The organism is Variovorax sp. LARHSF232 (genome assembly GCF_052871435.1).
Genome location: NZ_JBIXJS010000002.1, coordinates 567,933 through 592,315, shown reverse-complemented (window position 1 = coordinate 592,315; position 24,383 = coordinate 567,933). Strand labels below are relative to the sequence as shown.

General features: G+C 66.6%; 21 protein-coding genes. 3 read left to right on the top strand and 18 right to left on the bottom strand.

What is annotated here, in order from left to right:
- The first annotated feature begins 10 nt into the window (after window positions 1–10).
- On the top strand, window positions 11–2,482 hold the full coding sequence (locus ACIPRI_RS08140; RefSeq protein WP_446620915.1) for a glycogen/starch/alpha-glucan phosphorylase: 2,472 nt from the start codon (window positions 11–13) through the stop codon (window positions 2,480–2,482).
- Window positions 2,483–2,513: 31 nt separating this feature from the next.
- Here the strand turns inward: ACIPRI_RS08140 and ACIPRI_RS08135 are convergent, their stop codons facing one another.
- From ACIPRI_RS08135 to ACIPRI_RS08115, 5 genes are all read right to left on the bottom strand, one after another.
- Entirely contained in the window at window positions 2,514–2,939 is a 426-nt protein-coding gene (locus tag ACIPRI_RS08135) for a nuclear transport factor 2 family protein (RefSeq protein ID WP_446620914.1), read from the bottom strand.
- Between the two features lie 133 nt (window positions 2,940–3,072).
- On the bottom strand, window positions 3,073–3,543 hold the full coding sequence (locus ACIPRI_RS08130) for an ExbD/TolR family protein (protein WP_446620913.1): 471 nt from the start codon (window positions 3,541–3,543) through the stop codon (window positions 3,073–3,075).
- A 16-nt stretch (window positions 3,544–3,559) separates the two neighbouring features.
- A complete protein-coding gene (locus ACIPRI_RS08125) occupies window positions 3,560–4,225 on the bottom strand; it encodes a MotA/TolQ/ExbB proton channel family protein (protein WP_446620912.1) in 666 nt (221 codons plus the stop codon).
- Window positions 4,226–4,232: 7 nt separating this feature from the next.
- Window positions 4,233–5,051, bottom strand: a complete 819-nt coding sequence (dapB, locus tag ACIPRI_RS08120; RefSeq protein ID WP_446620911.1) for a 4-hydroxy-tetrahydrodipicolinate reductase — start codon at window positions 5,049–5,051, stop codon at window positions 4,233–4,235.
- Between the two features lie 55 nt (window positions 5,052–5,106).
- Window positions 5,107–5,667: an outer membrane protein assembly factor BamE gene (locus ACIPRI_RS08115; protein WP_446620910.1), complete on the bottom strand. Its 561-nt coding sequence runs from the start codon at window positions 5,665–5,667 to the stop codon at window positions 5,107–5,109.
- Window positions 5,668–5,828: 161 nt separating this feature from the next.
- Between ACIPRI_RS08115 and fur the strand changes: the two genes are divergently transcribed.
- Window positions 5,829–6,248: a ferric iron uptake transcriptional regulator gene (gene fur / locus ACIPRI_RS08110; protein WP_446620909.1), complete on the top strand. Its 420-nt coding sequence runs from the start codon at window positions 5,829–5,831 to the stop codon at window positions 6,246–6,248.
- A 127-nt stretch (window positions 6,249–6,375) separates the two neighbouring features.
- On the opposite strand, the gene hprK is transcribed toward fur, so the two are convergent.
- The 4 genes from hprK to ACIPRI_RS08090 all read right to left on the bottom strand — a co-directional run bounded on the left by hprK (window position 6,376) and on the right by ACIPRI_RS08090 (window position 10,732).
- A complete protein-coding gene (hprK, locus tag ACIPRI_RS08105) occupies window positions 6,376–7,335 on the bottom strand; it encodes an HPr(Ser) kinase/phosphatase (protein WP_446620908.1) in 960 nt (319 codons plus the stop codon).
- 139 nt (window positions 7,336–7,474) lie between these two features.
- A complete protein-coding gene (locus ACIPRI_RS08100) occupies window positions 7,475–7,942 on the bottom strand; it encodes a PTS sugar transporter subunit IIA (protein WP_446620907.1) in 468 nt (155 codons plus the stop codon).
- A 104-nt stretch (window positions 7,943–8,046) separates the two neighbouring features.
- Complete coding sequence (gene hpf, locus ACIPRI_RS08095) at window positions 8,047–8,376, bottom strand: ribosome hibernation-promoting factor, HPF/YfiA family (RefSeq protein ID WP_093109940.1); 330 nt, start codon at window positions 8,374–8,376, stop codon at window positions 8,047–8,049.
- A gap of 262 nt (window positions 8,377–8,638) precedes the next feature.
- Window positions 8,639–10,732: an ATP-dependent helicase gene (locus tag ACIPRI_RS08090; RefSeq protein ID WP_446620906.1), complete on the bottom strand. Its 2,094-nt coding sequence runs from the start codon at window positions 10,730–10,732 to the stop codon at window positions 8,639–8,641.
- 260 nt (window positions 10,733–10,992) lie between these two features.
- Between ACIPRI_RS08090 and corA the strand changes: the two genes are divergently transcribed.
- A complete protein-coding gene (gene corA, locus ACIPRI_RS08085; RefSeq protein WP_446620905.1) occupies window positions 10,993–11,979 on the top strand; it encodes a magnesium/cobalt transporter CorA in 987 nt (328 codons plus the stop codon).
- Here the strand turns inward: corA and ACIPRI_RS08080 are convergent.
- From ACIPRI_RS08080 to ACIPRI_RS08040, 9 genes are all read right to left on the bottom strand, one after another.
- Window positions 11,972–14,326 carry a xanthine dehydrogenase family protein molybdopterin-binding subunit gene (locus tag ACIPRI_RS08080; protein ID WP_446620904.1) on the bottom strand — a complete coding sequence of 785 codons (2,355 nt, stop codon included), beginning with the start codon at window positions 14,324–14,326 and terminating at the stop codon, window positions 11,972–11,974. The genes corA and ACIPRI_RS08080 overlap by 8 nt on opposite strands.
- Before the next feature lie 106 nt (window positions 14,327–14,432).
- Complete coding sequence (locus ACIPRI_RS08075) at window positions 14,433–15,182, bottom strand: 5'-methylthioadenosine/adenosylhomocysteine nucleosidase (RefSeq protein WP_446620903.1); 750 nt, start codon at window positions 15,180–15,182, stop codon at window positions 14,433–14,435.
- A gap of 32 nt (window positions 15,183–15,214) precedes the next feature.
- A complete protein-coding gene (locus tag ACIPRI_RS08070; RefSeq protein WP_446620902.1) occupies window positions 15,215–16,846 on the bottom strand; it encodes an ABC transporter substrate-binding protein in 1,632 nt (543 codons plus the stop codon).
- Between the two features lie 19 nt (window positions 16,847–16,865).
- Entirely contained in the window at window positions 16,866–17,927 is a 1,062-nt protein-coding gene (locus ACIPRI_RS08065) for a peptide ABC transporter ATP-binding protein (protein ID WP_446620901.1), read from the bottom strand.
- Window positions 17,924–18,943, bottom strand: coding sequence for an ABC transporter ATP-binding protein (locus ACIPRI_RS08060; protein ID WP_446620900.1), 1,020 nt, complete (start codon window positions 18,941–18,943; stop codon window positions 17,924–17,926). Before ACIPRI_RS08060 ends, ACIPRI_RS08065 begins: the two co-directional genes overlap by 4 nt.
- A gap of 2 nt (window positions 18,944–18,945) precedes the next feature.
- The gene (locus ACIPRI_RS08055; RefSeq protein WP_446620899.1) at window positions 18,946–19,857 is read right to left on the bottom strand and encodes an ABC transporter permease subunit; all 912 of its coding nucleotides are present in this window, start codon (window positions 19,855–19,857) and stop codon (window positions 18,946–18,948) included.
- Entirely contained in the window at window positions 19,854–20,864 is a 1,011-nt protein-coding gene (locus tag ACIPRI_RS08050; RefSeq protein ID WP_446620898.1) for an ABC transporter permease subunit, read from the bottom strand. The genes ACIPRI_RS08055 and ACIPRI_RS08050 overlap by 4 nt, the downstream gene beginning before the upstream one ends.
- A 284-nt stretch (window positions 20,865–21,148) precedes the next feature.
- Window positions 21,149–22,819, bottom strand: coding sequence for a long-chain-fatty-acid--CoA ligase (locus tag ACIPRI_RS08045; RefSeq protein WP_446620897.1), 1,671 nt, complete (start codon window positions 22,817–22,819; stop codon window positions 21,149–21,151).
- 74 nt (window positions 22,820–22,893) lie between these two features.
- On the bottom strand, window positions 22,894–24,381 hold the full coding sequence (locus tag ACIPRI_RS08040) for an NAD(P)(+) transhydrogenase (Re/Si-specific) subunit beta (protein WP_446620896.1): 1,488 nt from the start codon (window positions 24,379–24,381) through the stop codon (window positions 22,894–22,896).
- Between the last annotated feature and the right edge of the window lie 2 nt (window positions 24,382–24,383).

Below are 24,383 nucleotides of genomic sequence, written 5' to 3'. Positions count from 1 at the left end.
CCTTCGCACCATGACCATCGAAGACTTCAAGTACGACCATCCAGACCGCGATGTCGCTGCCTTCAAGCGCGCCGTGGCCAACAAGCTGATCTACGCCGTCGGCAAGGACCCGGCCACCGCCAGCCAGGACGACTGGCTGCATGCCGCTGCATGGGCAGTGCGCGATCAGCTGGTCGAGCGCTGGATGACCACCACCCGCGCGCAGTACGCCCAGAAGCTCAAGCGCGTGTACTACCTGTCGATGGAATTCCTCATCGGCCGCACCTTCACCAACGCCTTGCTGGCGCTGGAGCTGCAGGACACGGTGCGAGAGGCGCTGGCCGATTTCGGCGTCGACATCGAGGCGCTGACCGAACGTGAGCCGGACGCCGCGCTCGGCAACGGCGGCCTGGGCCGGCTGGCGGCCTGCTTCCTCGATTCCATGGCCACCCTGGGCGTACCCGGCCTGGGCTACGGCATCCGCTACGAGTACGGCATGTTTCGCCAGCGCATCGTCGATGGCCAGCAGGTGGAAACGCCCGACTACTGGCTCACCCGCGGCAACCCCTGGGAGTTCCAGCGGCCCGAGGTGAACTACCGGGTGCGCTTCGGCGGCCACGTGCAACGGCGCGAAGGCAAAGGCGCGCCCTATGGCGCGGGCCGCTGGGTCGAGACCCACGACGTGCTGGCGGTGGCCTACGACACCATCATTCCCGGCTTCGGCACCCAGGCCACCAACACCTTGCGGCTATGGTCAGCCCGCGCCACCGAGGAGATCGACCTCAAGGCCTTCAACCGCGGCAACTACATGGAGGCGGTGGAGAGCAAGAACCATTCGGAGAACGTCTCGCGCGTGCTCTATCCGGACGACTCCACACCCTCGGGCCGCGAGCTGCGCCTGCACCAGGAATATTTCTTCGTGAGCGCCAGCGTGCAAGACCTGCTGCACCGCTACCTGCGCAACCACCAGGGCTTCGACGAGCTGCCCAGCCAGGTCAGCATCCACCTGAACGACACCCATCCGGTGCTGGCGGTGCCCGAGCTGATGCGCCTCTTGATCGACGAGCATGGCCTGCCCTGGGACACGGCCTGGGCCCTCACGCAGAAGGTGTTCAGCTACACCAACCACACCCTGATGCACGAGGCGCTGGAGACCTGGCCGGTGGAGATGTTCGGGCGCGTGCTGCCGCGGCACCTGCAGATCATCTTCGACATGAACTCCCGCTTTCTGGCCACAGTGACGCAGAAGCACGGGCACGATGTGGAGCTGCTGCGGCGCCTGTCGCTGATCGACGAGAACGGCGAGCGGCGCGTGCGCATGGCCTACGTGGCGGTGCTGGCCAGCCACTCGATCAACGGCGTGTCGGAGCTGCACTCGGAGCTGATGAAGCAGTCGATCTTTGCGGACTTCGCCAAGCTCTTTCCGGAGCGCTTCAACAACAAGACCAACGGTGTCACGCCGCGTCGCTGGCTGGCGCAGGCCAACCCGCCGCTGGCCAAGCTGCTGGACCATCGCATCGGCCGCGGCTGGCGGCGCGACCTCAAGCAGCTCGAAGTGCTGCGGCCGATGACCCATCAGCCGGCTTTCGTGGGAGCCTTTCGCCATGCCAAGCGCGAGAACAAGCTGCGGCTGGCCAATTGGGTGGACCAGCACCTGGGCATCCCGCTGGACACCGACGCCCTGTTCGACGTCCAGGTCAAGCGCATGCACGAGTACAAGCGCCAGCTGCTCAACGTGTTGCATGTGATCACGCGCTACCACCGCATCCTGGACACGCCCGAAGCCGGCCACGTGCCGCGCGTGGTGGTGTTCGCCGGCAAGGCGGCCTCGGCCTATCACATGGCCAAGCTGGTGATCCGGCTCATCAACGATGTGGCGGCGGTGATCAACAGCGACGAGCGGGTGGGCAAGCTCCTGAAGGTGGTGTTCCTGCCCAACTACAGCGTGAGCCTGGCCGAGGTGATCATTCCGGCGGCCGACCTGTCGGAGCAGATCTCCACCGCCGGCACCGAGGCTTCGGGCACCGGCAACATGAAGTTCGCGATCAACGGCGCGCTCACCATCGGCACCCTGGACGGCGCCAATGTGGAGATGCGCGAGGCAGTGGGCGCCGACAACTTCTTCATCTTCGGCAACACCACGCGCGAGGTGGCCGACATCCGCGCCAGCGGCTACCAGCCGCGCGAGCTTTACGAGGGCAACGCCGAACTTCAGCGCGTGCTCGACAGCATCCGTGACGGCCTGTTCTCGCACGGCGAGCCCGATCGCTACCAAGCGATCTTCGACGCTCTGGTGAACTGGGGCGATCACTACCTGCTCCTGGCCGACTACGCCAGCTACCTGGAGGCGCAGGAGAAGGTGGATGCGCTCTATCGCGACCCGGATGCCTGGGCCCGCATGGCGATCCTCAACGTAGCCGGCATGGGGGGCTTTTCATCGGACCGGACGATTGCGCAGTATGCGCACGAGATCTGGCATACCAGGCCGGTGGCGCTGGGCTGAGGAGAGGCCGCCAAGCGACCGCCCGTCGTCGTCAGTGCGCCTTGCCGGCTTCCAGCGGCGTCTCGGTGTGCATGACGCACTGCCACTGGCCGTCATTCCTGCGCACCCAGGTCGAACTGTCGGCCATTTCCTCGACGCTGCCGGGCTTCTTGCTGCCGCGCTGGCCGACCGACTGCTTGACCCGGTAGGTGAGCACGGCGACCTCGTCGGTGGCGAACGTCACGTCGATCTCGCCCAGCTCGAAGTCGGTGAGCACCTCGGGGCCCTGCTCGGCCATCTTGCGGTATTGGGCATGGTCGAACTTCATCGCGCCGTGCGAGCTGACCATGACAGACGGCTCGGCGAGCATCGACAGGGCGGTCGGGGTGTCCTCATCCACGATCGAGCGCCAGAAGCGGGTCTCCAGGTCGATCAAGGTCTTGGCATTCTGCTGGCGGGCTTGCGGTGCTTTTTGCATGCGAACTCCTTCTGATCATGAGGAACAGAAGGCCAGTCTGGCAAAGCTTCGCGGTGAAGCCGATCAGCGGCGAAGGCATGTGCGGGTAGTCCGGCGCCGACAGGTCGTCAGCCACGCCCGCCGCACCGCTCGCCTATCGAGCGGGTTGGGGTGCGGGCGGCGCCTCGGTCACGAAGCCGATGCGCGACAGGCCCGCCTTGTTGGCGATGCCCATGACTTGCACGACCTGGCCGTAGGGCACGCTCGCATCGGCGCGCAGTTGCACCTCGGTGTCGCGGCTGTCGGCCGCCGCCCGGACCAGGCCTTCAGCCAGTGATGGCTGGTCGACCGGCGCATCGTTGAGAAAGATGGCGCCCTTGGCATCGACCACGATCGAGACGAACTTGGGCGCCTCGACCGGCTGGCCGGCGTCGGTCTTGGGCAGGTCCAGGCGGATCGAGCTGGCCATCAGTGGCGCGGTGATGATGAAGATCACCAAGAGCACCAGCATCACGTCGACCAGCGGCGTGACGTTGATGTCCGACAAGGGACGCTGCCCGCCGCCGCCCAGCGCGCGGCCGCCGCTGGCGGCGGAGCTGCCGAGCGAGGTGCGGCCGAATGCCATGCGCGGCGTCTCCTGCCTACTGCTGCGCCGGCACTGGCGCCGATGCAAAACGCGCCAGCAGGTCGTGCGCGAAGCCTTCCAGCTCGGCTTCGATGCGGCCGATGAGCCGGCCGAAGACGTTGTAGGCCAGCACGGCGGGAATGGCGACGGCCAGGCCGAAGGCGGTCATGATCAGCGCCTCGCCGACCGGCCCCGCCACCTTGTCGATGGTGAAGCCGCCCGCCTGCGTGGCAATGGTGGCCAGCGCATGGTGGATGCCCCACACGGTGCCCAGCAGGCCGACGAAGGGCGCGGTGGCGCCGACGGTGGCCAGCAGGATCTGCCCGCCTTGCAGGCGGCGCAGCGCGCCATGCAGCGCGTCGCGCAGGGCGCGTGTCAGGCGCTGCACCGGGTCGCCGCCGGCTGCCAGGCTTGGCGCTGGCGCGGACTGTTCACGCAGCGCTTGCACGGCGGGCAGCACCAAGAGCGCACTGTCGAAGCCAGACAGCCGCTGCTCGGCCTCGTCCAGCGAGGGCGACTGCCAGAAGGCGGCGATGCTGCGCAACACGCTGCGCGTGCCGCCGCGCAGCAGCCAGGCCTTCCACAAGATCGCGACCCAGCTTGCCACCGACATGGCCAGCAGCAAAGCCGCCACCGCGCGGCTGACGGCATCGCCCTGGGCGAGCAGGTCCAGCGCGTTCATCCGGTGCTCAGCGCAGGTTGAGCACGTCGAACATGTCGTACAGGCCGCGCTTCTGGCCCGCCAGGAAGCGCACCGCACGCAGGCTGCCCTGCGCGTAAGTGACGCGGCTGGCCGACTTGTGGGTGATCTCGATGCGCTCGCCGGTGCCGGCAAAGAGCACCGTGTGGTCGCCCACGATGTCGCCGCCGCGGATGGTGGCGAAGCCGATGCTGGAGGGGTCGCGCTCGCCGGTGACGCCTTCACGGGCGTAGACGGCGCAGTCCTTCAGGTCGCGGCCCAGCGCATCGGCGATCACTTCACCCATCTTCAGCGCGGTGCCCGAAGGCGCGTCCACCTTGTGGCGGTGGTGCGCCTCGATGATCTCGATGTCGTAGCCGGTGGACAGGGCCTTGGCGGCCATCTCCAGCAGCTTGAGGGTGACGTTGACGCCCACGCTCATGTTGGGCGCCATCATGATCGCGACGTCCTTAGCGTACTCGGCGATCTGTGCCTTTTGCGCGTCGGAGAAGCCGGTGGTGCCGATCACCGCCTGCACCCCCAGCTCGCGGCACACCGCCAGGTGGGCCAGGGTGCCTTCGGGCCGGGTGAAGTCGATCAGCACCTGCGAATTCGCAAGGCCCTGGCGCAGGTCGGACACGATGGGCACGCCGGCCGGCGTGCCGAGCCAGGCGGCGGCATCGATGCCCAGGGCGCTGCTGCCGGGAATGTCGAGCGCGCCGCTGAGCTTGCAGTCATCGGCGGCCTGTACTGCCTCGATCAGCATGCGGCCCATGCGGCCGGATGCGCCGGCAATGGCGACGTGGTGAAGGGGAGAAGGATGGGTCACGCGAGTTCTTCCTCAAAAGAAGAAAGGGGGCTTCGCGGTGCCCCCAGAGATTCGGTCAACGGCCCGATTCGAGCGGCGGGTAGCTCGGCGGCAAGGGCGGCAGTGGTTTGGGGGGCTCTTCGGCCTTGGCGTCCTTCGTGTCCTTCGGCGGATCGAACTTTTTCAGCTCGTCCTCGGAGGCCTCGAGCTTGGGCACCTTGCCGCTGCGGGCGCGCGTGTCGAGGGTAGCGACGAATTCTTCCTCGCTGGGCATCGAGTCGCCATCAAAGCGCTCGAGCAGCTCGCCGTTGAAGTACACCGTCAGGCGGCGCTGCTGCGGCTCCACGCCCTGGCGGCGGATGGTGAAGACGTAATCCCAGCGGTTGGAATGAAACACGTCGTTCAGCAGCGAAGTGCCGAGGATTTCACGCACCTGCTGGCGCGTCATGCCCGGCTTGAGCGCCTCGACCTGCTCCTTGGAGACGAAGTTGCCCTGCACCACCTCGACCTTGTAAGGCGTGATGGAGTAAAGCGCACTGCGGGTGCTGTCGCCGATGCTGCTGCATGCACCGAGGCTGACGCTGCCGCCGACGACTGCGAGAAGCAGCCCAAGACGGCGTAAGTGGATGGCAGACATGGGAAAAGTGGCTAGCGATATGATCGAACCATTGTAGCGGCTGGGTCCTTTGAGGCCCCCAGGGCCGGGCCAGCCCGGCCCGCCCACCGCGGGGGATCAAGCAAAGTGGCAAAGCCACATTTGCTTGAGCGCCCCCCGCCGCGGCTGGCGCAGGAACGACCATGGACAAGATCGACGAACTCAAGAGCACCGGCCTGAAGGCCACACTGCCGCGCCTGAAAATCCTGGAGATCTTCCAGAGCGGCGAGCAGCGCCACATGACCGCGGAAGACGTCTACCGCGTGCTGCTCAATCACCATTCCGACATCGGCCTGGCCACGGTCTACCGGGTGCTGACCCAGTTCGAGCAGGCCGGCATCCTGGAGCGCAGCCATTTCGAGAGCGGCAAGGCCGTCTACGAACTGAACGAAGGCCAGCACCACGACCACCTGGTGTGCACGTCGTGCGGCAAGGTCGAGGAGTTCTACGACGCCGAGATCGAGCGGCGCCAGCAGATGATCGCCAAGGACAAGGGCTGGACTTTGCAGGACCACGCGATGTCCCTCTACGGCCTGTGCGCCGACTGCCTCAAGAAGCGTTAGCGCGGGGCAGGGTCCCTTTCCAGCCCCCGGGCAGCCGCCGGGCCGCCCCAAGGCGAGCCCGGGTCTCCCCCTCGGGGGGTGGAGTTACTTACACGCAGCGGAGCGAAGTGAAAAGCCGGGGGGCCCTTCAATCCTCGTCCTTGTTGGCTTCCATCGCCTTGTGGTGGCGGGCAACGAAGTCGGCATAGGTGTCGATCCCGCGCAATTGCAGGATGGAATTGCGTACCGCGGCTTCCACCAGCACGGCGATGTTGCGGCCGGCCACCACCTGGATGATCACCTTGCGGATCGGCACGCCCAGGACGTCCTGCGTGAGCGGGGCCGAGGGCATGCGCTCGTAGTCGCGCTCGAAGCTGTCGCGGCGCACCAGGTGCACGATGAGCTTCAGGCGCATCTTGCGGCGCACTGCCGTCTCGCCAAAGATGGCGCGGATGTCCAGCAAGCCGATGCCGCGCACTTCCAGCAGGTTCTGCAGCAAGTCGGGGCAGCGGCCTTCGATGGTGGTCTGGTTGATGCGGAACAGGTCGACCGCGTCGTCCGCCACCAGCCCGTTGCCGCGCGAGATCAGCTCCAGACCCAGTTCGCTTTTGCCCAGGCCCGACTCGCCGGTGATCATCACGCCCAGGCCCAGGATGTCCATGAACACGCCATGCATCGAGGTGCGCTCGGCGAAGTGCTTGGACAGGTAGGTGCGCAGCACGTCGATCACGAAGGCGGAAGACTCCTTGGTGGCAAACAGCGGCAGCTGGGCCCGCTCGCAGATCGACAGCAGGGTGTCGGGCGCCGCCTGCGCGTCGGCCAGCACCAGCATGGGCGGCTCCAGGGTGACGATGCGGGCGATGCGGCGCGCGCAGTCGTCTTGCGTGCCCATCGTCAGGTAGGCGATCTCGCGTGCGCCCAGGATCTGCACCCGGTAGGGGTGGATGTAGTTGAGGTAGCCGACCAGGTCCGCCGCCGATTGGGCGCGGCTGATGACTTCGGGATCGAACTGGCGCTCGGACGCCCCCAGGCCCGCCAGCCACTCCCAGCGGAGCGACCCGCGGAACTCCTCGAACATCGCATCGGCGCTGATGACGGTCGGCTTCATGGATCCAGCGCCAGTGTCCCCGCGACCTCACCCAGCAACACACCGAGGAACTGGCTCCGCCAGGCCTCAGGTGTGGTCTCCCCCTCGGGGGGTGGCGTTACACGACCGAAGGGAGTGAAAAGCCGGGGGGCCGGCATGTTTACGCGACCTGGGCCGACTGCCAGCTCGCGATCAGGGCGTGCAGCGCCGAGGCATCGGTGCTCGACTTGATCTGCTCGCGCAGATGGGCGTCCGACAGGAGCTCGGCAATCTCGGAAAGGATTTCCAGGTGCTTCTGGGTGGCGGCTTCCGGCACCAGGAGGAAGATCAGCAGCGCCACCGGCTGCTCGTCCGGTGCATCGAAGCCGATCGGGTGGGCCAGCTGGAACACCGCCGCCATCGGCGACTTCAGGCCCTTGATGCGGCCGTGCGGGATGGCAACGCCGTGGCCCAGGCCGGTGGAGCCCAGGCGTTCGCGGGCGAACAAGCTGTCGGTGATGAGGGCGCGGCCCAAACCATGGAGGTTCTCGAACAGCAGGCCAGCCTCTTCAAAGGCGCGCTTCTTGCTAGTTGCATCAACGCTCACAAGGACTTGAGCGGGCGGCAGGATGGACGCGAGGCGATTCATGGTGGGAGAGAGCGGGGGCGATTATGCACCCACCCCACAAAAAGCAAAGAGCCGCCAAAAGGCGGCCCGCAAGAGGATTTGCCCGAAGGCGTAACTACATCACGTTACATGACGCGCTTCGGTGCCTCGTGGTGGTGGTCCTGAAGACGATCCTTGTGGCGCACCACCTGGCGGTCCAGCTTGTCGACCAGTTCGTCGACGGCGGCATAGAGATCAGCATGGCTCGACTCGGCGAACATGTCATTGCCCTTGACGTGGATGTTGCATTCGGCGCGTTGCCGCCTTTCCTTCTCCTTCTGCTTTTCCACCGTCAGGATCACCTTGACATCGACCACCTGGTCGAAATGGCGTGTGATCCGGTCCAGCTTGCTGGTGACGTAGCTGCGCAGAGCGGGAGTGACGTCGAGGTGATGACCGCTGATCGTCAAATTCATAAGTGACCTCCTGGAATTGACGGTTGGGGAAATGACACCGCCCGGGGAACCGGGTGGCATCGACGGGAAAAAGGGGAGTTTCGGGGGGAGGGGAAGGGAGAGAACTGCGAGGGGTCGGATTCACTATGCCCGCCCCTGCAGCGAAAAGCAATGCTTGACCCCGCGTCGCGCTACTCGATATTTGTGACCATATCTTTACGTTTCGATTGGTGGCAAAGTCGTCCGGCTCGATGATTTCCAGCCCAAGGCCTGCTCCCAGGCCTTAACGCCAAGCCGCCCGCAGCCGGTTGCGCAGGTCGATGGCCGCCTGGGGCGGCGGCACCGCCGGCGGCCGCTCGGGCGGCGGCGGCCACACCACCTCTTCGAACGCCTTGGCGTCCTGCGCGGGGATGAAGCGCGTGCGGCCTGCATACAGATGGCGGTCGCCGCGGGCCGACTGCTGCGTCACATAGAAGCGCTGCGGCACCAGCAAGTGCAGATGATCGCGCGCCCGGGTCATCGCGACGTACAAGAGGCGCCGCTCCTCCTCGATCTCTTCGGCGCTGCCCGTCGCCAGGTCCGACGGCATGCAGCCGTCCACCACATTGAGCACATGCACCGAGCTCCACTCCTGCCCCTTGGCCGAGTGGATGGTGGAAAGGATCAGGTAGTCCTCGTCCAGCAGCGGCGGCCCGGAGCGGTCGCTGGTGGCGTCGGGCGGATCCAGGGTGAGCTCGGCCAGGAAGGCTTCCCGGCTGGCGTAGCCTGCTGCCAGGCGCACCAGCTGCTCGACGTCGGCACGGCGCACCGCCGCGTCTTCGTGCAAGCGCTCGAGGTGCGGCAGGTACCAGCGCAGCGCCAGCTCGGCATCGGCCGGCCAGGCCGCTTGCCCGTTGCGCAAGCCGGCATAGACGGCGGCAAACTCGACCCACTGCTCACGCGCCCCGGATGGCACGGCAAAGGACTGCAGGGCGGCGCCCGGATCGCTCGCGGTGTCCATGGCGTCCAAGAGGCGCGTGGCCGTGACGGGGCCGATGCCCGGGATGAGCTGCACCACCCGGAAACCGGCCTGCCGCCCCTTGGGGTTTTGTGCAAAGCGCAGCAGCGCCAGCAGGTCCTTCACATGCGAGGCCTCGAGAAATTTGAGGCCGCCGAACTTGACGAAGGGGATATTGCGCCGCGCCAGTTCCAGCTCCAGCGCGGCGCTGTGGCTGGAGGTGCGAAACAGCACCGCCTGCGATTTCAGCCGAAGCCCACCCTCGCGGTGCGCCAGCACCCGGTCGGCCACCCAGCGCGCCTGCTGGGCCTCGTCCGGCACCAGCACCAGCTGCGGCCGTCCGGCCGATGGCTTGTCGGTCCACAGGCGCTTGGCATGGCGCTCGCCGGCGCCCGCGATCAGCGTGTTCGATACGTCCAGGATCGGCTGGGTCGAGCGGTAGTTGCGCTCCAGCGTGACGATGCGCGCCGGTGCGCCAAACTGCGCCGGAAAGTCCAGGATGTTGCGCACCGTCGCGCCGCGAAAAGAATAGATGGACTGCGCGTCGTCGCCCACCGCCGTGAGGCCGCAGCCGTCGGGCTTGAGGCGCTGCAGGATGGCGGCCTGCAGACGATTCGTGTCCTGGTATTCGTCGACCAGCACATGGTCGAAGCGTCCGCCCAGTTGGGCTGCCAGGGTGGGCTCGGCCATCATCTCGTGCCAACCCAGCAACAGGTCGTCGTAGTCCAGCACGTTCTGCGCGCCCTTGGCTTCCACATAGGCACCGAACAGGCGCTTGAGCGGCTCTTCCCATTCGGCGCACCAGGGAAAGGCCTGGGCCAGCACCTCGTGCAGGCTGCCCTGGGTGTTGACCACGCGCGAATAAATCGACAGGCAGGTGCTCTTGAGCGGAAAGCGCTTCTCGGTGCCCGTCAACCCCAGTTCGTGCCGCACCAGTCCCATCAGGTCCTCGGCATCGCCCCGGTCGTGGATGGTGAAGTTCTCGGAAAGGCCGATCTGCGCCGCGTAGTCGCGCAGCAAGCGGGCGCCGATGCCATGAAAGGTGCCCGCCCAGGGCAGCGAAGGCGGGGTCTGGGAGCCCAGCCCGAGCACCTTGGCCAGCACATGTCCGGCGCGCTGCGACATCTCCTGCGCGGCCCGGCGCGAGAAGGTCAGCAGCAGCAGGCGCTGCGGGTCGGCGCCCTTGGCAACGAGGCAGGCGACGCGGTGCGCCAGGGTGCTGGTCTTGCCGGAACCGGCGCCGGCCACGATCAGCAGGGGGCGCGGATCGGCTTGTGCTTCGGTGTCGACGCCGTGCAGCACGGCCTCGCGCTGGTCGGCATTGAGGCCGGCCAGGGCGTCCTGCAGGCGGCGGGTGGAATCTTCAAGAAGGGCGGACATGGCGAAGTGCCCCGAACTGTACATCCATCCAGCTGGTGGCCGCGCGACGGCAACCCGAAGCGCGTGCCGCGTGGAGCCCGATGACATAATCGCGCCCGTCGAAATCTTGAAGGAGCTACGGCCTTGGAAACCTGCCCGTCTCGGCAGCTTTCAACTCCCTGCTGACAGCCGTCCGGCTTATTGGATGGGTGACAGGGGTCTGTTGAAAGCGCCCCACCACACGCCAATCCGTCCGTCGTCATTCATCAGGGAGTGAGCCCATGCTCAACATCTTCACGCTGGCCAACGGCCGCCTCGTCCAGGAAGAGATCGAGGCGCTCGAAGAGCTTTCCAAATTCCAGCCGATCTGGGTCGACCTCGAGTCGCCCACCTTGGAAGAAAAGCGCTGGATCAAGCAGTACTACGGCCTGTCCATCCCGGAAGACGCGATGGACGAGGACATCGAGGAGTCCGCGCGCTTCTATGAGGAAGACAACGGCGAACTGCACATCCGCAGCGACTTCCTGATCGCCGACGAAGAAGACCCGCGCTCGGTGCGCGTGGCCTTCATCCTGAACCAGCACAACACCGAACTGCGCAGCCGCGGCGTGCTGTTCTCGATCCACGACGAAGACGTGCCCGTATTCCGCCTGCTGCGCATGCGCGCACGCCGCGCACCGGGGCTGATCGAGGACGCCAAGGAGGTGCTGCTCAAGCTCTTCGACGCCGACGCCGAATACTCGGCCGACACGCTGGAAGCCATCTACGACGAACTGGAGATGGCCGGCAAGAAGGTGCTGTCGGAAAACGTGACCGACGAGCTGGCCGGCGAAGTGCTGGGTGCCATCGCGCGCCAGGAAGACCTGAACGGCCGCATCCGCCGCAACGTGATGGACACGCGCCGCGCCGTCAGCTTCATGATGCGCAGCCGCATGCTCAATGCCGAGCAGTTCGAGGATGCGCGCCAGCTGTTGCGCGACATCGAATCGCTGGACAACCACACGGCCTTCCTGTTCGACAAGATCAACTTCCTGATGGATGCGACGGTCGGTTTCATCAACATCAACCAGAACAAGACCATCAAGATCTTCTCGGTGGCGAGTGTGGCATTGCTGCCGCCGACCTTGATCGCCAGCGTCTACGGCATGAACTTCCAGATCATGCCGGAGCTGAATTGGCGCATGGGCTATCCCTTCGCCCTGGTCCTGATGGTCGCCAGCGCGCTGATCCCCATGTGGTATTTCCGCAGAAGGGGTTGGCTCAAGTAGCCAGCAGCGCCCACAGGCTGGCCCCGGTCACCGGCATCTGCAGGCGCGGCGCTTTGTCGGCGTGGCCGGCACGCGCCAGCGCATCGGCCACGGCGTTCACGACCGAAGGCGTGGCGCCGATGGTGCCCAGTTCGCCCACGCCCTTCACGCCCAGCGGGTTGTTGAGACAAGGCGTGGACGGGTCCATCTCGGTCTTGAAATCGGGCGAGCCGGAGGACTTGGGCAAGGCGTAGTCCATCAGGCTTCCGGTCACCAGCTGGCCGGTGTCGCGGTCGTACACGACCTGCTCCAACAGCGCCTGGCCAATGCCCTGCACCGCGCCGCCGTCGAGCTGGCCGCGCACGATCATCGGGTTGACCACGCGGCCGACGTCGTTGACTGACGCGTAGGCAACGACGTCGACCTCGCCGGTAGACAGGTCGACTTCCACCTCGCTGATGTGGCAGCCGTTGGGCCAACTGGGGCCGGCGACAGTGCTGGTCGAATCCATGAAGATGCGCTGCTCGGGCTGGCGTGCCGCCAACTCGAACAGGTCGATGGCCAGGTCGGTGCCGGCCACGCTGAAGCGGCCGGCGGCGTACTGCACGTCTTGTGGCGCGGCCTCGAACTCCTTGGCGGCCAGACCGCGTGCCTGCTCGATGGTGCGCTCGGAGCCGATCCGCACCGCCGAGCCGCCAGTAAAAAGCGAGCGCGAACCGGCGCTGCCGAAGCCGTTGCCGCGGTCGGTATCGCCCAGCACCACGCGCACCTTCTCGATGGGAACGCCGAAGGCATCGACCACCAGTTGCGCCAGCGAGGTGGCGATGCCCTGCCCCATCGCATTGACGGCGGAGAACACCTCGATCACACCCTCTTGCGGCAAAACGGCGACGGTCACGCGCTCCTCGAACACGTTGCCGCCGGTCCATTCCAGAAAGGTCGAGATGCCCAGGCCGCGCTGCTTGCCGCGGCGCCTCGACTCGGCGGCGCGCGCCTCGAAGCCGGTCCAATCGGCCAGCTGCAGCGCCTGGTCCATCACGTGCTCGAAGCGCCCGCTGTCGTAGACCTGCTCCATCGGGTTCTTGTAGGGCATCTGCTCGGGGCGGATGAAGTTTCGCCGGCGCAATTCGAGGCGGTCGATGCCGCTCTGGCGCGCCGCCTCGTCCATCAGCCGCTCGATGTTGAAGATGGCCTCGGGCCGGCCGGCGCCGCGGTAGGGGCCGGTGGGCGCGGTGTTGGTCATCACCGCCTTGAAGTGGAAATCGATGGTCTGGATGTCGTAGACGCTGGTCTGCACCCAGGGGCCGATCAGGAGCTGGATGGCGACGCCGGCGGCGCTGGGGTAGGCGCCCACATTCGCCAGCGTGTGCACGCGCAGCGCCAGGATCCTGCCGTCGGCGGCCAGCGCCAGTTCGGCCTGCGCATCGACGTCGCGGCCATGGGTGGAAGAAACGAACTCCTCGCTGCGCTCGGCAATCCATTTCACCGGCCGCCGCAGGCTGCGCGCGGCAATGGCGACCAGCGCGTCTTCCGGATACAGCCCGGTCTTCATGCCGAAGCCCCCGCCCACGTCGCCCACCACCACGCGCAGTTCTTCCGGCGCGATGCCCAGCATCTCGCCGGCGATGGTGTTGCGCACGGCCGAAGGCATCTGGGTGCTCATGCGGATGGTGGTGCGGCCGCTCGCCGCATCGAACTGCGCCTGCACCGAGCGCGGCTCGATGGTGACGGCCGCCAGGCGCTGGTGGCGGATCGGGAGCTTCACCACATGCGCGGCCTGGGCGAACGCGGCGGCTGCGGCGGCAGCGTCGCCGTGGCGCATCTCGGCCGAAATGTTGTCGGGCAAGCCCTCGCACAGCAGCGGCGCGCCGGGTTCCAGCGCCTGCGCCGGATCGACCACCATCGGCAGTTCCTCGTACTCGACGAACACGGCTTCGGCGGCATCGCGCGCCTGCTGCAAGGTGTCGGCCAGCACGGCCGCCACGCACTCGCCCACGTAGCGCACCCGCTCATGCGCCAGCGCGTGGCGCGGCGGCGTGGCGGCGGGGTTGCCGTCGGCGCGTCGAAAGCCCGCAACGCCAGGAATGGGCTTGACGCCGGTCGCCAGCAGATCGGCGCCGGTGAAGACCTTGGCCACGCCGGGCATGGCGGCAGCGCCGGCCGTGTCCACCGAGACGACGCGCGCATGCGGATAGGGCGAGCGCACGAAGGCCACGTGCAATTGCCCTTCGACCCGCACGTCGTCCGTGTAGCGGCCCTTGCCGGCCAGCAGGGCCTCGTCTTCCAGCCGGCGCACCGCCTGGCCACTGCCGAAGCGGGCGGCCTCGGCCGAAGAGGAGGAAGGGCTGGCTGCAGCTGCAGTGTTCATGGGCTGGACCTCTCGTGGGGATGAAGCTGGCGGCGCGATGAGCGCCGCAAATCATGCCGCAGAAGCGCTCAGCCTGCTGGGGCAGGTGCGCACCCTCACCGAAGCATCAAGGCGGCAGCAGGGGCAGCAAGGTGCCGATCAAGGCGCGCGCCTGCACGCCGGCCACTTCTTCGAGGTAGGCCGGGAAGTCGACGTGCGCCTGTTCATCGGCGCGGTCCGAGATATTGCGCACGGCGGCAAAGGGCACGCCATGGTCGTGGCAGACCTGGGCCACGGCAGCAGCTTCCATTTCCACCGCTAGCGCATCGGGCAGAGCGCTGCGCAACTGCTGCGCCTCGTCGGCGCGCGTGACGAAGCGGTCGCCGCTGATCAGCAAGCCATGGTGAATGCGCGGCGCGGCCAGTCCGAAGCGTCGACACGTGGCGGGGTCGATCATATCGGCGGCGCCAAGACTGCGCGCCGCTGCGAGCAGCAGCGCCGTCAATTCGAGATCGGCGGCAAAGCGTGCACGGCCGTAAAGCGGCACCTCGTAGCGCGGAAAGAGCGGCGAGGCATCCATGTCGTGCTGCAGGAATTCGCTGCCGATCACGGTGTCGCCCACCTTCACATCAGGATGCAGGCCGCCAGCCAACCCGGTGAAGACGATACGCCTGGCACCAAAGCGCTCGATCAACGCGGCCGCGGTGGTGGCCGCGGCCACCTTGCCGATGCGCGACAGCGCGAACAGCACAGGGCGCCCATGCCAGCGCCCGACGTGGAAGTCGCGCGCCGCATAGCGCACGACTTCCAGATCCTGCAGCTGCACGGCCAGGCCCGCCTGCTCCTGCGGCAGAGCGCTGAGGATGGCGGTGGTCACGTGCTTTTCAGGAAAGCCCGGCGGGCTTACTCTTACTTGCTGTCCTTGATGTCCACGCCGTAGAAGGTGTGGCGGCCGAAGGGGCTCAGCTTGAAGTCCACCACTTCGTTGCGCACCGGCTTGAGCTGCACGGCGTGGGCGATGGTGAACCAGGGCGCCTGCTCCTTGAAGATCACCTGCGCCTTCTTGTACAGCGCCTCGCGCTCGGCCTGCTTGGGCGCGCTCTTGGCCTTGAGCACCAGCTCTTCATAGGGCTGGTGGCAGAACTTGGCCACGTTGGAGCCGCTCACCGACTGCGCCGAGGCACAGCCCAGCAGGGTGTAGAGGAAGTTGTCCGGATCGCCGTTGTCGCCGGTCCAGCCCAGCATGCCCATCTGGTGCTCGCCGGCCTGCATGCGCTTGCGGTACTCACCCCACTCGAAGGTCTTGATCTCGGCCTTCACGCCCACCTTGGCCAGATCGGCCTGCATCAGCTCGGCGATGCGCTTGGCGTTGGGGTTGTAGGGGCGCTGCACCGGCATGGCCCACAGGTCGGTGCTGAAGCCGCTCGGGTGGCCCGCTTCGGCCAGCAGCTTCTTGGCGCGCTCGGGATCGTAGGCATCGTCCTTCACCGCATCGTTGTAAGACCACAGGGTGGGCGGGATCGGGTTCTTGGCGGCCACGCCGGCGGTGAGGTAGACGCCGTCGATGATGGCCTTCTTGTTGATCGCCATGTTGATCGCCTTGCGCACGCGCACGTCGTCGAAAGGCTTCTTCTGCGTGTTGTAGGCCATGTAGCCGACGTTCAGGCCGGGCTGCTCCAGCACCTTGACGCTGGGGTCCTTGCGCATGGCGTCCAGGTCGGCCGGGTTCGGGTAGGGCATGACATGGCACTCGCCCTTTTGCAGCTTGGCCCAGCGCACGGAAGCGTCGGGCGTGATGGCGAACACCAGGTCATCGATCTTCGCCTTGCCGCCCCAGTACTGCGGGAAGGCCTTGAAGCGGATCACCGCGTCCTTCTGGTACTGCACCAGATAGAAGGGGCCGGTGCCGACCGGGTCCTGGTCGATCTTCTCGGGCGTACCGGCCTTGAGCATGGCGATCGCGTATTCCTTCGACTGGATGCCGGCGTACTGCATCGCCAGGTTGGCCAGGAAGGGCGCCTCGGGCTTGTTCAGCACGATCTTCACCGTGTGGTCGTCGATGCGGTCCACGGTCTTCAGGAGCTTGGGCATGCCCATGTCGTTGAAGTACGAGTGGTTCGGGCTGGTGACCCTGAAGTAGGGGTCGTTGTCCTTCCACTGGCGCTCCAGCATGAAGATGAAGTCGTCGGCGTTGAAGTCGCGCGTGGGCTTGAAGCTCTTGTTGGTGGTGTGCCACTTCACACCCTTGCGCAGGTGGAAGGTGTACTCGGTGCCATCGGCCGAGATGTCCCACTTCTCGGCCAGGCCGGGCACGACCTTGGTGCCGCCGCGCTCGAACTCGACGATGGTGTTGTAGACCTGGGTGGTGACGTCGAAAGACGTGCCGGTGGTGTTGACGCCGGGGTAGAAGTTCTCGGGGCTGCCTTCGGAGCAATAGACCAGCGTCTTGGCGGCCGCGGCGCCGCAGCTCAGGGCGAGCGCGACAGGAAGGATCAGCGCAGCGGCGCGGGCGCGCCGCGTGTCGATGGCGTTGGATTTCATGATGGAATCCTTTTTCTATCTAGATTGCAGGTTGAGACAGCTTCGCCGAAGCGAGCGGGGCATTCTCGGCAGCAGGCACGCTCGCGCCGCCATCCACGAGAAACTTTTCGGCATGGTGGCAGGCCACCAGGCGTTCATCCAGCAGGCGCAGCACGGGCCGCTCGGCCCGGCAGCGGTCCGTCGCATGGGCGCAGCGCGTGTTGAACACGCAGCCGGCCGGCGGATCCAGCGGCGAGGGCAGCTCGCCCTTGAGCACGATGCGCTGGTTCGACAAGCCCGGCGTGGAGGCCAGCAGCGCCTGGGTGTAGGGATGCAGCGGCCGCGCGAAGATGCGCTGCTTAGGCCCCTGCTCCACCGCGTGGCCCAGGTACATCACCAGCACGTCATGCGCGATGTGCCGCACCACGCCGAGGTCGTGCGAGATGAAAAGGTAGGCCAGGCCCAGTTCGGCCTGCAGGTCGGCCAGCAGGTTGAGCACCTGGGCCTGCACCGACACGTCGAGCGCCGACACCGGCTCGTCGGCCACCACCAGCTTGGGGCTGAGCATCAGCGCGCGCGCAATCGCGATGCGCTGGCGCTGGCCGCCGGAGAACATGTGCGGATAGCGCTGCGCATACTCGGGCCGCAGGCCCACCTGCCGCAGCATCTCCTGCACGCGGCGCTTGCGCTCGTCCTTGCCGAAGGGCATGTTGATGGCCAGCGGGGCCTCGAGGATGTCGCCGATCTTCTTGCGCGGATTGAGCGAGCCGTAAGGGTTCTGGAACACCAGCTGAACCGCGCGGCGCAGGTTGTGCCGCTGCGCGGCGCCCATGCCGGCCACGTCGATGCCGTCGACGACCAGCTGCCCGGCCGTCGGCTCTTCGATCAGCGACACCATGCGTGCCAAGGTGGACTTGCCGCAACCCGATTCGCCCACCACCGCCAGCGTCTTGCCGGCCTCCAGGGTGAAGGACACGCCACCCACGGCATGCAGCTCAGCCGGCTCCTTGAACAGGCCGCGGCGGATCTTGTAGACCCGGCGCAGGTCGGTAGCTTGCGCGACGATCCCGGTGGGGCGTGCGTTGATGATGCCGGCGCTCATTCGGCCTCCACCACCGCCACGCGGCCGTCACGCAGCATGGCCGCTTCACGCTGCGGGTCGCCCAGCGGGTAGTGGCAGCGCACCTGGCCGCCCAGCCAGTCGCGCAGCGGGGGCCGCTCGGCACGGCAATGCTCGGTCGCGTAGGTGCAGCGCGGCGCGAACAGGCAGCCGGCCGGCCGGTCATGCACGCCGGGGACCACGCCGGCGATGGTGGCCAGGCGGCCGTCGTCAGGGGCACGATCGGGCAGGGCCGCCAGCAGGGCCTCGGTATAGGGGTGCTGCGGCGCCGCGAACAGCTCGTCCACCCCCTGCTGCTCCATCACCTGGCCGGCATACATCACGGCCACGCGCTGCGCCATCTCGCTCACCACGCCCATGTTGTGGGTGATCAGCACCAGCGCCATGCCGCGCTCTTTCTGCAGCTCGCGCAAGAGGTCGAGGATCTGGGCCTGGATGGTGACGTCGAGCGCGGTGGTCGGCTCGTCGGCGATCAGCAGGCGCGGGTTGCAGGCGATCGCCATGGCGATCATCACGCGCTGGTTCATGCCGCCCGACAGCTGGTGCGGGTAGCTGGACAGGCGCGAGGACGCGGCGGGGATGCCCACCTGCTCCAACAACTCGATGGCGCGGCGCTGCGCCGCCTTCTTGTCCATGCGCAGATGCAGGCGCAGCGTCTCCATCAGCTGGAAGCCGATGGTGAAGCAGGGGTTGAGGCTGGTGGTGGGCTCCTGAAAGATCATGGCCACGTCCTTGCCCACCAGCGCGCGCCGCGCCTTGTCCGAAATGCCGAGCAGATCGTTGCCGGCAAAGCGCATGTGCTGCGCCCGCACGCGGCCGGGGTAGGCGATGAGCCCCATCAGGGCCATCATGGTCACGCTCTTGCCTGAGCCCGATTCGCCGACGATGCCCAGCACCTCGCCCTCTTCCAGCGAGAGGCTCACGCCATCCACCGCGTGCAGGGTGCCGCCCTGCGTGGGGAACTCCACGTGCAGGTCGCGGATGTCCAGTAGTGCCATTGCTATCTCTTGAGTTTCGGGTCGAGCGCGTCACGCAGACCGTCGCCCAGAAGATTGAATGCCAGCACCGCCGCCAGGATTGCCACGCCTGGAAAGGTCACGACCCACCAGGCACGCAGTACGAACTCGCGCGCGTCGGCCAGCATGGTTCCCCATTCGGGCGCCGGCGGCTGCGCGCCCAGGCCCAGGAAGCCCAGCGCGGCCGCATCGAGGATGGCCGTGGAAATGCCGAGCGAGGCCTGCACGATCAGCGGCGCCGCGCAGTTGGGCAGCACCTCGCTGAACATCAGGCGCAGGGTGCCGGCACCGCTGACACGCGCTGCCGTCACGTAGTCGCGCGAGATCTCCGAGATGACCGCCGCCCGCGTGATGCGCACATAGTGCGGCAACACCACGATGGCCACCGCGATCATGGCGTTGATCAGGCCCGGCCCCAGGATGGCCACGATGACGATGGCCAGCAGCAGGCTGGGCAAGGTGAGCACGATGTCCATCAGCCGCATGATGGCGATTTCGAGCACGCCGCGGAAGAAGCCCGCGACGAGGCCCAGCGCAATGCCAACCATCACCGAGATCGCCACCACCGCGACGCCGATCGACAGCGACAGGCGGGCCCCGTACATCAGCCGCGACAGGATGTCGCGCCCGATGGCGTCGGTGCCCAGCAGATGGGCCGAGGAACCGCCTGCCTGCCAGGCCGGCGGCAGCAGGAAGGCCGCGCTGTCGGTCTGGTTCGGCGCATGCGGCGCGATCCAGGGCGCCAGCAGCGCGACCAAGAGGAGCAGCACGACCGTGGCAAGGCCGGCCACCGCCCCGTGGTTCTGCGAGAAGGCGCCCCAGAATTCGCGCCAGGGCGAGGGCGGCGCCGGCGCAGCCAGCACGGCCGCTTGTTGCTGAGTGACGGCGCTGTTCATTTCGATTGCCGGATGCGGGGGTTGATGACGCCGTAGGCCAGGTCCACGAGGACGTTGACCAGCATCACGATCACGCCGAGCAGCAGCATGCCGCCCTGCAGCACCGGGTAATCACGCCGGCCGATGGCCTCGATCAGCCACTTGCCGACACCGGGCCAGGAGAAGATGGTTTCGGTGAGAATGGCCCCAGTGAACAGCGTGCCCACCTGCAGGCCGATCACCGTGATCACCGGAATCATCGCGTTGCGCAGCGCATGCAGGCCCACCACGCGCAGCTTCGACAGGCCCTTGGCGCGCGCGGTGCGGATGTAGTCCTCGCCCAGCACCTCCAGCATGGCCGAGCGCGTCATGCGCGCGACCACCGCCAGCGGGTTGGTGCCCAGCACGAGGGCCGGCAGGATGAGGTGCTGCAGCGCCGACCAGAAGGCGGCGGTGTCATCGGACAGCAGCGAGTCGACCAGGAGGAAACCGGTGACCGGCTCCACGTAGTACTGCACCGAGATGCGGCCCGACACCGGCGTCCAGCCCAGCTGCACCGAAAAGAACAGGATCAGCAGCAGGCCCCACCAGAAGATCGGCATGGAATAGCCGGTCAGCGACGTGGCCATCACGCCATGGTCGAACAGCGAATTGCGCCGCACGGCCGCGATGATGCCGGCCGGAATTCCCACGATGAGTGCGAACACGATGGCGCACAGCGCCAGTTCGACGGTGGCCGGAAACAGCGCCAGGAACTCGCGGATCACCGGTTCCTGCGTGATCACCGACTTGCCCAGGTCGCCATGCAGCACGCGGCCAATGTAGATGCCGTACTGTACGAACAACGGCTTGTCGAGCCCGTACTCCTTGAGGAGTTGCGCATGGCGCTCCGGGTCGATGCCGCGCTCGCCGGCCAGCGTCTCGATGGGATCTCCCGGCACCAGCCGGATCAGGAAAAAGGCCAACAGGGTCATGCCGATGAAAGTCGGCACGAGCAGGCTGGCTCGAGTGAGGAAGAAGCGGAACATCGGCGGGGAATATGCAAGAGCAATGCCGGGAAGGGTGCCCGGCAGAACCCTTATTGCGGCTCACCGCCTTGTGGGCGGATCGCACGCTGAAACTCGCCCACCCCCGTATCGGCTCACTTCGTGTAGCCGAGTACCCCCTCAAGGGGGCAGCCCCTGCGGCCCGGCAAAGCCGGTTCCGCGGCGCTACTGGTGCCTGCGGCGCTCCCTCTCAAGCAAATGTGGCTTTGCCACTTTGCTTGATCCCCCACGGGGGCGGGCGGCCGGGCTGGCCCGGCCCTGTGGGCTCACCCACGCAGTTCGCGCCGCAGCACCTTGCCGACCGGCGTCTTCGGCAGCTCGGCGCGGAACTCGATCACCCGGGGCTGCTTGTAGCCCGTGAGATTGGCGCGGGCGAACTCGCGCACCTGTTCCTCGGTGAGATCCTGGCTCTTCTTGACGATCACCAGCTTGATGCCCTCGCCGGTCTTGGCATCGGGGATGCCCACCGCCGCGCATTCCATGACGCCGGGGATCTGCGAGACCACATCCTCGATCTCGTTCGGATACACGTTGAAACCACTGACGATGATCATGTCCTTCTTGCGGTCCACGATCTTGAAGTAGCCGCGCTCGTCGACCACGCCGACGTCGCCGCTCTTGAAGTAGCCGTCGGCCGTCATGACCTTGGCGGTTTCGTCGGGGCGCTGCCAGTAGCCGGCCATCACTTGCGGGCCCTTGATGGCGATCTCGCCGGCTTGGCCCATGGGCACCTCGTTGCCGGCATCGTCCAAGAGCTTCATGAAGGTGCTGGGCAGGGGCAGGCCGATGGTGCCGGTGTATTCCTTGCTGGTGACCGGGTTGCAGCTGGCCGAGGGCGAGGTTTCCGACAGGCCGTAGCCCTCGCAGATCGGGCAGCCGGTCTTGTCGAGCCACAGCTTGGCCACGCCGCTTTGCACCGCGGTGCCGCCGCCGACCGAGACCTTCAGATTCTTCCAGTTCACCGTGCCGAAGTCGGGATGATTGGCCAGACCGTTGAACAGCGTGTTCACGGCCGGGAAGCTGTGGAAGGTGTGCTTGGACAGCTCCTTGAGCACCGCCGACAGGTCGCGCGGATTGGGGATGAGGATGGTCTTTCCGCCGGTGCGCAGCGACAGCATCATGTTCACCGTGAAGGCGAAGATGTGATAAAGCGGCAGCGCGCACACCGCAGTGGGCTGCTCGCCGGCAGGCACCTTGTCCATGGCCGGCTTGTTCCAGGCCTCGGACTGCAGCACATTGGCGATCACGTTGCGATGCAGGAGCACCGCGCCCTTGGAAACGCCGGTGGTGCCGCCGGTGTATTGCAGCACCGCCACGTCGTCGGGACCGATCTCGGGCTGCTGCAGCTTGCTCGGAACGCCGCGAGCCAGCGCCTCGTTGAAACGCACGGCGCCCGGCAGCTGAAAGGGCGGCACCATCTTCTTGACGTTGCGCACCACGAAGTTGACCAGCGCACCCTTCAGGCCGCCCAGGCGGTCGCCCATGGCGGCCAGCACCACGTGCTTGACCGGCGTCGCGGCGATGCAGGCCTGCAGGGTCGCGCCGAAGTTCTCGATGATGACGATTGCCTTGGCGCCCGAATCCTTGAGTTGATGCTCCAGCTCACGCGGCGTGTACAGCGGATTGACGTTCACCACCACCAGGCCGGCGCGCAAGATGGCGGCCACCGAGATCGGGTACTGCGGCGTGTTGGGCATCATGATTGCCACGCGGTCGCCCTTGGCCAGGCCCAGGCCCTGCAGGTAGGCCGCCAGCCTGCGGCTGGCCTGGTCCACCTGCGCATAGGTCACGTCCTTGCCCATGAAGCTGTAGGCCACGCGCTCGGCGTAGCGGCTGAAGCTCTCCTCCATCAGACCGACCAGCGATTTGTACTGGCTCGGGTCGATATCGGCGGGAACGCCTGCGGGATAGCTGGTCAGCCAGGGGCGGTCTGTCATTGTGTTGTCTCCAGTCTCACTCACTACTTGCCGGGCGCGGCATTGCGCCGCGCCCATCTCTTCTTAAAAGAAAGCTACTCGATCGCCTTGGCCATGTCCTCGACCACCTTCTTGGCGTCGCCGAAGACCATCATGGTCTTGTCCATGTAGAAAAGCTCGTTGTCCAGGCCGGCGTAGCCCGCAGCCATGGAGCGCTTGTTCACGATCACCGTCTTGGCCTTGTAGGCCTCCAGGATCGGCATGCCGTAGATCGGCGTGCCCTTGGTGAGCGCGGCCGGGTTCACCACGTCGTTGGCACCCAGGATGATGGCCACGTCGGCCTGCGCGAATTCGCCGTTGATGTCTTCCATCTCGAACACCTGGTCGTAAGGCACCTCGGCCTCGGCCAGCAAGACGTTCATGTGGCCCGGCATGCGGCCGGCCACCGGATGGATGGCGTACTTCACCTTCACGCCCTTGTGCGTGAGCTTCTCGGCCAGCTCGTTCACCGCATGCTGGGCACGCGCCACCGCCAGGCCGTAGCCCGGCACGATGATCACGGTGTCGGCATTGCCGAGCATGTAGGCCGCGTCGTCTGCGCTGCCGCTCTTGACCGGGCGCTGCTCCTGGGCCCCGCCAGTGGCAGCCGCGGCCTCGCCGCCGAAGCCGCCCAGGATCACGTTGAAGAAGGAGCGGTTCATGGCCTTGCACATGATGTAGCTCAGGATCGCACCCGAAGAGCCCACCAGCGAACCGGCCACGATCAGCATCGCGTTGTTCAGCGAGAAGCCGATGCCCGCCGCCGCCCAGCCCGAGTAGCTGTTGAGCATCGACACCACCACCGGCATGTCGGCGCCGCCGATCGGGATGATGATCAAAACGCCCATCACGAAGGCCAGCGCCAGCATCAGGAAGAAGGCGGTCCAGCTCTCCGTGGCCATGTAGACCAGGCCCAGGCCGATGGTCAGCAAGCCCAGCACCAGGTTCAGCATGTGCTGGCCCTTGAACTGCACCGGCGCGCCCTGGAACAGGCGGAACTTGTACTTGCCTGACAGCTTGCCGAAAGCGATCACCGAGCCGCTGAAGGTGATGGCGCCGATGGCAGCACCCAGGAACAGCTCGAGCCGGTTGCCGGCCGGAATCGCGTAGCGGGCGATGCCATCCACCACGAAGGTGCCCAGCGGCGTGTTGGCGCCGATCAGCGCCTCCACCGGTGCCGGCGTGATGCCGAAGGCCCAGGGCTCGACGACGGCTGCCACCGCAATGAAGACGGCCGCCAGGCCGATCATGCTGTGGAAGAAGGCCACCAGCTCGGGCATCTGCGTCATCTCGACGGTCTTGGCGCGGTAGGCGCCATAGACACCACCCACCAGCAGGCCCAGCAGCACCCAGCCCATGCCCAGCGCCTTGCCGCCGGCCAGTTGCACGATGAGCGCCGCGGTGGTCAGGATGGCGATGGCCATGCCGACCATGCCGAAGAGGTTTCCGCGGATCGACGTGGTGGGGTGAGACAGGCCCTTCAAGGCCTGAATGAAGCAGACGCTGGCAACCAGGTACAGCAATGTGACGACGTTCATCGACATGA